Consider the following 12,059-nt stretch of genomic DNA (forward strand, 5'->3'; position numbering starts at 1 on the left):
TCTTAACGAACATGAATAAGCTCAATAAAAAAATCGTCATATTAATTACATCCGCAGCCCTGATTACTTCCGGGGGATGTAAAAAAAGCTTTCTGGATTCAGACCAGCTTTCTCAATACTCTCCTGAAACGTCTTTAAATAATGTCGCGGCTTTAAAAGGGGCGCTAAATGCACTGGGTGCAAATGTGCGGCAGGAATTTTTCGGAGATGCTGCCCCAATGCTTACCGAATCTATTTTTTCTGATGTCGCTGTCGAAGGTACAACCGATAAAAGTACGCCTGCACAGGATCTGGTCTCGAGGATAACACCTGATGCGAATTTGAACAGCGATGATTTTAACAAGGTTGGTTGGTACTGGGAACAGGAATTTCGCGGAGTAAGGTTTGCCAACACCATCATTTCAAACATAGATAGGCCGACCTATGCAAGCACAGCTGAGAAGAATGCAATTCTGGGTGCTGCCTATTTTTATCGTGCCTATCATTATTATAGATTGGTTCATCAGTTTGGTGACGTGCCCCTTAATTTAAAGGATATTGATGCTCCAAAAGATGATTACTTCTCTACCAAACGAGAGGTAATTCTTACAAAGATGAAATCGGATCTTGAATTTGCGCAGGCATCAGTTTCTGATAATGTAAACAAAGGTGAGGTTACAAAGGGTGCAATAGGTCATTTGCTCACTAAAGTTAACCTTGCTCTTGGTAAATTTGATGATGCCATTGCTTCGGCAACCAGTGTGATTAGCGGCCCTTATGCTTTAATGACTTCTCGTTTTGGTAGTACAGCTGCCGACGCGACGAAAAATGTAATCTGGGATCTGCATAGGATGGACAATAAAGCCCTTCCTACCAATAGGGAAGCTTTATTTCTTGTGATAGATAGGGAGACTTTACAGGGCTTTACGGCCAATGGTTCGCAATTAATGCGGAATACTGTTCCTGCATGGCATTTTGCTAACGTAAAAACCCCATCTGGCGCAACTGCGTTAACGGATGCCGTAAATGCAGAATTTCCTTTAACCAGAATGTATGGACGTGGAATTGGACGTTACAGAGGAACACCTTACAGTACTAAATACATTTGGACGGATAATACTGACTACAGGCATGCTAAAGGAATGTGGATGGATATGACCGATCTGGTTTATAATAATCCCGCACTAAAAAATTCAAATAATGCTGCAGACAAGGCGCTATATGGCAAACCCTTGTTGCAATTTGACAATACCAATGTTGCTGCACGATTCCAGAACGGTGCTTTAGATACGATCCGTCACTGGTTTGGTTGGCCGCATTATAAAGTGTTTATCAACTCTACAAATGCATTGGCTATTGATCCTTATTGGTCGCCGCCACGTGGTACCAATACTGATTGGTATGTATTCAGATTAGCTGAAACCTTTCTTTTAAGAGCCGAAGCTTACTATTGGAGAGGAGATCTGGGACTGGCTATGCAGGACATCAATGCAGTGCGGATTCGTGCCAATGCAACACCGCTTACTGATCCGAGCAAAGTCACTATAGGAACAATTCTGGATGAGCGTGCGCGGGAGTTGTATTGGGAAGAACCTCGTAAAACTGAACTGACGCGAATTGCTTATATTTTTGCGCAAACGGGAAAAACGGCCTATAATGGTAAATCATATAATCTCGCTTCTTTTTCAGATAACAATTTCTTCTATGACCGCATTATAGAGAAAAATGATTTTTACAAAAATGAAGTGTCTACGCTGCAGGGCGTAAAGTACAGGATTGCTCCTTATCACGTGTTGTGGCCAGTGCCAGCAAGTTCTCAACGATTTAACGTAAATGGACGAATCAATCAGAATAAAGGTTACAGTGGTTATGAAAATAACGTTCCGGCACTGGATAAAATTCCTGATTAAATGAAGAAATACAATTTGTTTACAGGCAGGTTGGTTAAACACATTCTGGCAATATATGGCCAGAATGTGTTTATACTTTTTACCTTATTGATATGTCCCTTTTTTTTGCAAGGCCAACCAATCTTCAGCGGTAGACAAATGATTGGCTTTAACGACCAGTGGTCTTTTAGTAAGGATAACCAAAGCTGGGAAAGTGTTACCATACCTCATACCTGGAATGCAAAGGATGTCATGGATGATACGCCCGGTTATTACCGTGAAACAAGCTGGTACAAACGAATTTTAAAGGGAAACCCGGCTTTGATAGGGAAATCGCTTTTTCTTTGTTTTGATGGCCTGAATCAGGAAGCCGAAGTGTATGTTAATGGTAAATTGGCTGGTACACATGCTGGTGGTTATACGAGATTTATAGTTCCGGTGACGGCATTGGTAAATCATAAGGCCAATTTTAAAAACGAAGTGCTGGTTAAGGTAACCAATCGTTTTAATGAAGATATTGCACCATTGACTGCCGATTTTACTTTTTTCGGTGGGATTTATAGAAAAGTTAACTTATTGGTCACAGAGCCAGTCCATTTTTACAATGGAGACTATGGTGCTGATGGTGTTTATATCCAGACGCCTACGGTATCTGCCGAGCAAGCCAGTGTAAGGATAAATAGTTCATTGGAGAACTCCGGTACTACAGCGAGCGCATTTCAGCTGAAAACGACAGTTTATAATCAGCAGGGGAAAGCGGTCTCAACTCATACCTTAAATGTAAATTTAAAACCGGGGGAGAAAAGAGTAGTCACACAAGACCTGCCTGTCATAAAGAAACCAGAATTATGGTCAACCAAAAATCCAGTGCTGCATAGGGCAGTTAGCCGAATTATTGATGCTAAAAGTTCATCTGTTTTAGATCAGGTTGCCAATTCTATAGGGTTTCGATGGTATAAGTTTGATGCAAAGAAAGGCTTCTTTTTAAATGGCGAACCACTAAAATTAATGGGCTCAAGCCGTCACCAGGATTATGAAGGTTTAGGAAATGCAGTTCCTGATGAATTGCAAATAAGGGATGTAACTCTTCTGAAAGCAATGGGGGGTAATTTCTTAAGAGTAGCCCATTATCCACAAGATCCTGTGATCCTCGAAGCCTGTGATCGTTTAGGGATTCTCGCTTCGGTAGAAATTCCGATTGTAAATGCAATTACAGAAAGCGAAGGTTTTACCGAAAACTGTAAGCACATGCAAATTGAAATGATCCGTCAAAATTTTAATCATCCCAGTGTGATCATCTGGGCTTATATGAATGAAGTACTATTGCGGCCTAAATTTGAGACTGACAAGCCCCGACAGGAACAATATTTTAACAATGTGCGAGCGCTGGCTCAGCAATTGGAGAACCTGACACGCAGAGAAGATCCTTCAAGATACACAATGATGGCGCTTCATGGTGATTTTGATCGGTATCATAAAGTAGGGTTAACTAAAATTCCAATGATTATTGGTTGGAACTTGTATCAGGGCTGGTATGGCGGAGAGCTGAAAGGATTCGGGCAATTTTTAGATAAGCACCATCGGGAATTACCGGATGTGCCTTTACTGATTACCGAATTTGGCGCCGACGCAGATCCAAGGATCAGGTCTTTTTCGCCACTGCGCTTTGATAAAAGTGTGGAATATGCGATCAGCTTCAGTCAGGTCTATTTAAATGATATTTTAAGCAGACCTTTTGTAAGTGGCGCAATGGTATGGAATCTGGCCGACTTTAGCTCAGAAACTAGAGCCGAAACAATGCCACACATTAACAATAAGGGACTGCTAACGCTCGGGCGAAAAGAAAAAGATACTTACTATCTGTATCAAGCTTACCTAATGGATCAGCCATTTATCAAAATCGCATCCCGAAATTGGAAGGAAAGAACCGGAATAGCTGACTCGGCTAGTCTGTTTTGCACACAGCCTGTTCAGGTGGCTACCAATCTGGATGTGGTCGAGCTATTCCTGAATGGGAAAAGTCTTGGATTGCAATCGAGTAAAAACCGTATCTGCGAATGGCAGGTTCCATTTACCGCCGGCCTTAATCAGCTTCGGGCCGTAGATCCGCAAAAACCAATGCTTAGCGATCAGACATCAATTGATTTTACGCTCTTACCCTATCTTTTTTCTGATGCAAGGGACTTTACAACCATGCATATTTTACTGGGGGCAAACCGTTATTTTATGGATGGGGAGCAGCAGGTATTGTGGATTCCTGATCAGCCATATCGAAAAGGATCTTTTGGTCATATCGGTGGAGCGGCCTTTAAAGGCGGAAATAGCCGTATTTCTTATGGCTCTGACAAAAATATCCTGAATACGGATCTTGATCCTATTTATCAAACACAACAGGTGGACCTGAAGGCTTATAGAATGGATGTACCAGATGGGGAATATGAGCTGAGCTTGTATTTTGCTGAACTAGTTGGAGGGACACCCAAAGAAATGTTGGTTTATAATTTGGACAATCAAATTGTGAAAGAAATAGGGGGACAGCGAATATTTACCCTTAATCTGAATGGAAAGAAATTTCTGGATAACTTCAATATTGCTGAAGAATATGGATACGCAACTGCAGTTAAGAAGACAATTAGAATTGATGTTGCTAATGGACAGGGACTGCTTCTGGATTTTATTCCAGTAAAGGGGGCGCCGGTTTTAAATGCCATTTCAGTTAGAAAGCTGAATTGATATTAATATTTGATATGAAGAAATTTAAAAAAATACATACCGGAGGATTACTTTTGCTACTTCTTACTGTGTCGACTGCTTTTACAACTTCGCCACCTGTAGACTTAAAAAAGGAGGTTACAGCCTTACTGAGAAAACAGGTGTTAAAAGAAGCGCAATGGGCTTTGGAACAGCAGCCGATTACAGTGACATCGGATTCATCCATTAGAAGTTCAGGTGGTAGACATGATTTTTTTTCTGAAGCTGATTACTTCTGGCCCGATCCAAACAATCCGGAAGGCCCTTATATTGAACGTGATGGTTTAACTAACCCCGATAATTTTGTAGCACATAGAAAGTCAATGATCCGTTTCAACAATATTATTGGAGCATTGGCTTCTGCTTATCAATTAACAGGTGAAGAGAAATATGTAAAACATGCATTGTTGCATTTGAAAGCCTGGTTCATCGATCCTCAGACATTGATGAACCCTAACCTATTGTATGCCCAAGCCGTAAAAGGGAAACACAAAGGCCGCAATTATGGAATAATTGACACCATTCACTTAATGGAAGTTGCCCAAGGTATATTGCTGTTAGAAAAATCAAAGGCATTTAAAAAAGAGACTGCAAAGGAAATTAAAAAATGGTTCTCCGAATACACGGAGTGGTTAAATACCAGTAAGCCTGGACTACAAGAAAAAGCAATCAAAAACAATCATTCTACCTGTTGGGCTATGCAGGTGGCTTCTTTTGCAAAACTATGCGGGGACAACGAAATGTTGGATGCCATGCGGTTAAGGTACAAGACGGTATTGCTGCCAACACAGATGGCTGCCAATGGCAGTTTTCCTTTAGAGCTATCGAGAACCAAACCTTATGGTTATTCCATTTTTAATTTAGACGCGATGGTTATGCTGTGTCAGATCCTCTCCACACCGGAAGATAACCTATGGACGTATAAAGCGGAAGAAGGGCAGTCTATAAAGACAGGCATAGCTTATTTGTTCCCCTTTGTAAAGCATAAAAATGAATGGCCCTTTAAGCAAGATGTAATGTATTGGAACAACTGGCCCGTGGCACAACCTTTCTTGTTGTTTGGTGCCAATGTTTTTAAACAAAATAGCTGGTATTTAACATGGAAAAGTCTGGATCACGATCCTAAGGTGGAAGAGGTAATCAGAAATTTACCAATTCGTCATCCCCTGATATGGCTGTGACCTGACCAATTTAAACGCAACACACACAACACACAAATGATATGAAAACAAAACTGATATTGAGCCTGTATATGGCCTTGGGGATTTGTACAGTAAAGGCGCAGACAGTAAACGTTTCAAAAGCCTTTGCTGATGCAGCAAAACAAACTGAAGTTTTATTGAAGGAAGTGAGAAATGATACCGCTGCTTTAAGAAAAAATCAGGTGTCACCCAGAACAGTTGAAAAAGGTAAACTGGTGATGGTGAAATCGAGCGATTGGACCAGTGGTTTTTTTGCCGGCGAACTTTGGTATCTCTATGAATATACCAAGGATCCTAAATGGATGGACTTGGCAAAGCTGTATACTGAGAAAATAAAAAAGGAACAGTTTAATATAGGTACCCATGATCTGGGTTTTATGATGTATTGTAGCTTTGGTAATGGCTATCGATTAACAGGTGATACCGCCTACCGGTCGGTCATCATTCAATCTGCCAAATCGCTGAGTAAAAGATTCAATCCGGTGGCGGGAGTCATTAAATCATGGGACCACCAAAAGGCCAAGTGGAAATACCCGGTAATTATTGACAACATGATGAACCTGGAGTTGCTGTTTGAAGCGACTAAGTTAACAGGTGATTCAACTTTCTATAAAATTGCGGTAAGTCATGCCGATCAAACCCTTCGCAATCATTTCAGACCTGATTACAGCTCATGGCATGTGCTAGATTATGATACCTCAACAGGCAAGGTAACTCAAAAGTTAACCGCCCAGGGTTATAGTAATGAATCCGCATGGGCAAGGGGACAAGCCTGGGCTTTGTACGGTTTTATCATGTGTTATAGGGAAACGCATAATGAAACTTACCTGAATCAAGCAAAAGGCATTGCGAAATTTATATTGAACAACAAAACTACACCAGCAGATGGCATTCCTTATTGGGATGATCACGATCCAAAGATTCCCAACACTTCAAAGGATGCTTCGGCAGCGGCTATTACAGCAGCAGCGCTTTATGAGCTAGATGCCTATGTGCCAAATGGAGGTTATAAAAAATCCGCTGATCATCTGCTATACAGCTTAAACAAATTTTATACAAGTAAGGTCGGTAGCAATAAGGGCTTTATCCTGGAGCACAGCACCGGGCATAGGCCAGCAAACTCAGAAATTGATGTGCCGATTAACTACGCAGATTATTATTATCTGGAATCCTTACTAAGATTGAAAAACAAATAAAACCCAATCCATGAACATCATACAATGCTTGTCGAAGCTTAAACCAATTGGTCTTTTGCCAATCCTGCTGTCGACTATAGGGACAATGCCAATTTACGCCCAGACTTCGGTTATTTATACAACTGCCGATCACACAGATTTAAGACTCACGGCCTCTGGATCACTTACTTTTAAAGAGCTGAAACAGCCCCTGGAAACTCAGATCTGCGTGTTTGTAGATCCGCAAACCAAATTCCAATCCGTTACAGGGATCGGTGGAACCATCACCGATGCAGCGGCCGAAACCTATGCAACTTTATCTAACGATGTTCAAAAAGAGTTTTTAAAAGCTTATTATGATAGAGACAATGGGATAGGCTATACCTTGGCCAGAACAACAATCCACAGCAGTGACTTCTCAAGTGGAAGCTATACTTATGTAAAGGAGAATGACGCAGCTCTTCAGTCCTTTAATTTGGAGCACGATCAGAAATACAGGATCCCACTCCTTAAGCAATGTATTGTCGCTGCGGGCGGAAAGCTTCCACTTTTTGTAAGTCCATGGAGCCCGCCTGCATTCATGAAAAGTAACCATGATATGTTGCGTGGTGGTAAACTATTACCGGCGTTTAGATCAGCTTGGGCCAATTATTTTGTCAAATTTATTAAAGGCTACGAAAAGGAGGGGATTCCGGTATGGGGCTTAACCGTTCAGAATGAGCCGATGGCTACACAGAAATGGGAGTCTTGTATTTTTACAGCCGAAGAAGAGCGGGATTTTATCAAGGAATATTTAGGGCCAATTCTCCATAAAAATGGCCTGGCTGATAAAAAACTGATTGCCTGGGATCATAATAGGGATCAGATTTACCAAAGGGCAAGCGTTATCCTTAAAGATCCAGAAGCATCAAAATACGTGTGGGGTATAGGATACCATTGGTATGAAACCTGGACCGGAAGTGACATGCTTTTTAACAATGTGAAACTGGTTCATGAAGCATTTCCAGATAAGCAGTTGTTACTTACTGAAGGCTGTGTAGAAAAGTTTAACCTGGATAGCATTTCCAGGTGGGACCTTGGAGAACGCTATGGGTACTCCATGATCAACGATTTTAACAGCGGAGTGACTGCATGGACAGACTGGAATATGTTGCTGGATGATAAAGGTGGTCCCAATCATGTAGGTAATTTTTGCTTTGCCCCAGTTCATGCGGATACGAAGACCGGCAAATTGATCTATACCAATTCTTACTACTACTTGGGGCACTTTTCGAAATTCGTAAGGCCTGGTGCTCGTAGGGTGGCCAGTTCATCAAACAGAGATAAGTTGATCACTACGGCCTTTATGAATACAGATGGGAAACTGGCTGTCATCGTGATGAATAAGAGCAACGATAAGATCCCATACTATTTATGGATGGATGGCAAAGCTGCCGAAACGACTAGTCTGCCGCATTCCATTTCCACATTTATTATTCAATAAGCCAAGATGAGATTAAACCTAAATATATTTTTATCCGGCATGCTACTGATCTCTGCTCTGCATGTTAATGCCCAACAGGCAAGTTACTGGCTTACCAAGTCCGACCGTTCTGTGTTGTTTGCTAAACAGCAAGGAAGTCTGGTGTTTAATAAACAGGAGTCGGTTAAGCCTACGATTATAGTTAATGATAAAGAAACCTTTCAATCCATTGATGGATTCGGCTTTGCTTTAACAGGTGGGAGTGCTCAACATTTGCTAAAAATGAGTGCTAAAGCCAGAACCGCTTTATTAAAAGAACTATTCGCAACGAACAAAAATGACATTGGTATCAGTTACATACGCTTAACTATAGGTGCGTCAGACTTAAACGAAAAAGTGTTTTCGTACAATGATTTGCCCGAAGGGGAAACCGATTTGGAACAGGATAAGTTCGAACTTGGTCCGGATCGTGTAGATGTGATACCTATAATGAAGGAAATTTTGGCGATTAATCCCAATATCAAAATAATGAGTTCTCCCTGGTCTCCGCCACTTTGGATGAAAACGACTTATGATGCGCGAGGTGGAATGTTAAAGCCTGAATTTTACGAAGCTTATGCAAAATACTTTGTTCGTTATATCAAGGATATGAAAACCGAGGGTATTCCTATTGATGCGGTCACTATTCAAAATGAACCGTTACATCCTGGTAACAATCCTAGTTTATTGATGGTTGCACCGGATCAGGCAATTTTTATTAAAAATAACCTTGGACCTGCATTTAAAAAAGCTGGTTTAGCAACAAAGATTATCATTTATGACCACAATGCCGATCGTCCGGATTACCCAATTACCGTGCTTAATGATCCGGAAGCGCGTAAATATATTGACGGATCTGCTTTTCATCTTTACGGGGGTAAAATTGAAGCTTTAACCGATGTGCATGAGGCCCATCCAGATAAAAATATTTATTTTACTGAGCAAATGGTCATTGAGGGTGCTGAAGATGATAAAATCAATATCATATCGCCCGTTAAGAGGCTCATTATCGGCGCCAGCAGAAACTGGAGCAAGACTGTATTGGAATGGAATTTAACTTCAAATTCTGAAAATAAGCCTTTCACTGATAGGGGTGGATGTTCGATGTGTCAGGGAGCGGTAACAATTGATGGGGATCATGTTAAAAGAAATGTGGCCTATTATTCTGTTGCCCATGCGGCTAAATTTGTGCGCCCGGGTTCCGTCCGGATTGCATCCAATGAGCCAAAGGATCTTTCTAATGTGGCCTTTAAAACTCCCGATGGAAAAAACGTGCTAATCGTTGCCAATAGTGCTGCGGATAGCCAGGCGTTTAGCATTAGTTTTAATGGTAAATTGCTAAACTGTACAATCGGTAAGGGAGATGTTGCTACCTATATTTGGTAAGTTATTTCCATTTAAATAATGTTAACATTCATCAAAATATACTTTATATGTTTCAAAAATTAAGTCTCTTATTGCTAATATGGCTATCTGTTTTTTGTTCTTCGCGTAGTTTGGCGCAAGGATTTTTGCGGGCGGATGGTAAGAAAATTGTAAATGAAAAAGGGGAGAATGTCTTGTTAAGGGGCGTTGGACTTGGGGGCTGGATGTTGCAGGAAGGATACATGTTAAAAATAAATAAAGAGGGTCAGCAATACCGTATTCGCGAGAGACTAGAAGAGCTGATGGGGGCGAAACAGACCGGCGAATTTTATGACCTGTGGTTGGCCAATCATACGCGTAAGATTGATATCGATTCAATGAAAGCATGGGGATTTAATTCTGTGCGGTTACCTATGCATTATAATTTATACACATTGCCTGTAGAAAAGGAATCTGTAAACGGACAAAATACATGGCTCGAAAAAGGTTTTGCCATGACTGATTCCTTGTTGGCCTGGTGTAAGGCAAACCAAATGTATTTGATACTCGATCTTCATGCGGCCCCTGGTGGACAGGGTAATGATGTAAATATCTCAGACCGTGATCCATCAAAACCCTCGTTGTGGGATAGTGAAGCCAACCAGCAAAAAACAATTGCCCTTTGGAGAAAGTTAGCAGAGCGTTATGTAAATGAGCCCTGGATTGGTGGATATGACTTGATTAATGAGCCCAACTGGGGTTTTGATGATCCAGTAAATGATAAAAACGGTACAAAAGAAAAAAATAATGCCCCTTTAAAAAAGCTGATGATCGACATTACCAAAGCGATTAGGGAGGTCGATAAAAAGCACATGATTATCATTGAAGGGAATGGTTGGGGTAATAACTACAACGGAATCCTGCCCCAATGGGATAATAACATGGTGTTGAGCTTTCACAAGTATTGGAGTTACAATGATCAGGCATCTGCAGGTCATATGATTAAAGCAAGGGATAAGTATAATATTCCTGTTTGGGTTGGAGAGACTGGAGAAAATTCAAATGTATGGTTCACAGAAGCGATTCGTTTATTTGAAACGAACAACATTGGCTGGGCCTGGTGGCCATTAAAGAAAATAGGAGTCAATAATCCTGTGGAAATAAAATCAAACTTAAATTACGATAGCGTAGTTGGCTATTTAAATGGAGGTGGAAACAAGCCAAAAGAAAGTAATGTCTATAGCGGATTAATGGAACTTGCTGTCCACACCAGACTTGAAAATACAACCATTCATCGTGATGTAATTGATGCGATGATACGCCAGCCATTTTCTGCTGAAACCAAACCTTTTAAAAAGCATATAGTGCAGAACCGTATTGTGATAAACGCGGTAGATTATGATTTAGGTCGTAATGGGGTTGCTTATTTCGACAAGGATACGGCTGATTATCATGTTTCGAATGCAAAACACAAAGGAGGTAATAAAGGTCGGATGTATAGAAATGACGGTGTGGATATTATAAAAGATCCGACCGCATACGAGGCTTATTACATCTACAACATTGAGTCCGGCGAATGGCTGAACTATACTATGGAGGTTAAAAAGAAGGGGAATTATACAATTAAATTAAAAGTTGCCGCTGATAATGATAATGGGAGGATTTCAATCCTATCTAACGGAAAATTAGTCTCGAAGGATATTCTTGTTCCTAATACGGGAGGTTTAAGTGATTTTCAATTTATAGAAATAAAGAATGTCCCTCTAAATGCAGGGAAACAGACCCTAACAGTTTTAGCTGATGTTGGATTCTTTAATTTTAGCCAGCTTCAGTTTAATAAATAGTCCCGAGGCTTTTATAGGCCTTCGGTAAGGCTTCGGGCGCGCGTTTACAATGATAGGATTGTTAAAGGAATATCAAATGTCGATTCCTAAAAAAGCTATACACTAAAAACAGTGTATGGAAACAAAAGAAACGGAATTTCTTTATTCCTCTCGTAGGAATAATAAACAGCGCTTTGATAAGCGTTTAATAGCGCATATTGTTGATCTGGCGGAACAAGGCGTTCCTCGCAGAGATCTGGTAAATGATTATGGTATGAGCCCCGGTACGCTCATTGATTGGATAGCCAAATATGGTTCAGGCATAGCCAAGCACAAGCGTTATACCGCCGGAGAAAAGCGGTCGGTCATCCGGGCTATAAAAGCAGGAATGAGCG

At 40.9% G+C, this 12,059-nt stretch carries 8 protein-coding genes; all 8 read left to right on the top strand.

What is annotated here, in order from left to right:
* The first annotated feature begins 11 nt into the window (after nucleotides 1-11).
* A complete protein-coding gene (locus tag EZ444_RS14750; protein ID WP_131609929.1) occupies nucleotides 12-1,889 on the top strand; it encodes a RagB/SusD family nutrient uptake outer membrane protein in 1,878 nt (625 codons plus the stop codon).
* Nucleotides 1,890-4,601, top strand: a complete 2,712-nt coding sequence (locus EZ444_RS14755; RefSeq protein ID WP_131609930.1) for a glycoside hydrolase family 2 TIM barrel-domain containing protein — start codon at nucleotides 1,890-1,892, stop codon at nucleotides 4,599-4,601. It abuts the gene before it with no gap.
* Nucleotides 4,602-4,615: 14 nt separating this feature from the next.
* Nucleotides 4,616-5,800, top strand: coding sequence for an alginate lyase family protein (locus tag EZ444_RS14760; protein ID WP_131609931.1), 1,185 nt, complete (start codon nucleotides 4,616-4,618; stop codon nucleotides 5,798-5,800).
* 41 nt (nucleotides 5,801-5,841) lie between these two features.
* On the top strand, nucleotides 5,842-7,017 hold the full coding sequence (locus EZ444_RS14765; protein WP_131609932.1) for a glycoside hydrolase family 88 protein: 1,176 nt from the start codon (nucleotides 5,842-5,844) through the stop codon (nucleotides 7,015-7,017).
* Nucleotides 7,018-7,027: 10 nt separating this feature from the next.
* Nucleotides 7,028-8,479, top strand: a complete 1,452-nt coding sequence (locus EZ444_RS14770) for a glycoside hydrolase family 30 protein (RefSeq protein ID WP_131609933.1) — start codon at nucleotides 7,028-7,030, stop codon at nucleotides 8,477-8,479.
* 6 nt (nucleotides 8,480-8,485) lie between these two features.
* Nucleotides 8,486-9,883 carry a glycoside hydrolase family 30 protein gene (locus EZ444_RS14775; protein ID WP_131609934.1) on the top strand — a complete coding sequence of 466 codons (1,398 nt, stop codon included), beginning with the start codon at nucleotides 8,486-8,488 and terminating at the stop codon, nucleotides 9,881-9,883.
* Nucleotides 9,884-9,930: 47 nt separating this feature from the next.
* Nucleotides 9,931-11,685 (top strand): cellulase family glycosylhydrolase, encoded by a 1,755-nt coding sequence (locus EZ444_RS14780; RefSeq protein ID WP_131609935.1) that lies wholly within the window; start codon nucleotides 9,931-9,933, stop codon nucleotides 11,683-11,685.
* Nucleotides 11,686-11,800: 115 nt separating this feature from the next.
* Nucleotides 11,801-12,059, top strand: a 259-nt coding sequence (locus tag EZ444_RS14785) for a transposase (RefSeq protein WP_165503623.1), incomplete at its 3' end; no start/stop codon positions are given.

Source organism: Pedobacter hiemivivus, assembly GCF_004331685.1.
In the GTDB taxonomy this organism is placed as follows: domain Bacteria; phylum Bacteroidota; class Bacteroidia; order Sphingobacteriales; family Sphingobacteriaceae; genus Pedobacter; species Pedobacter hiemivivus.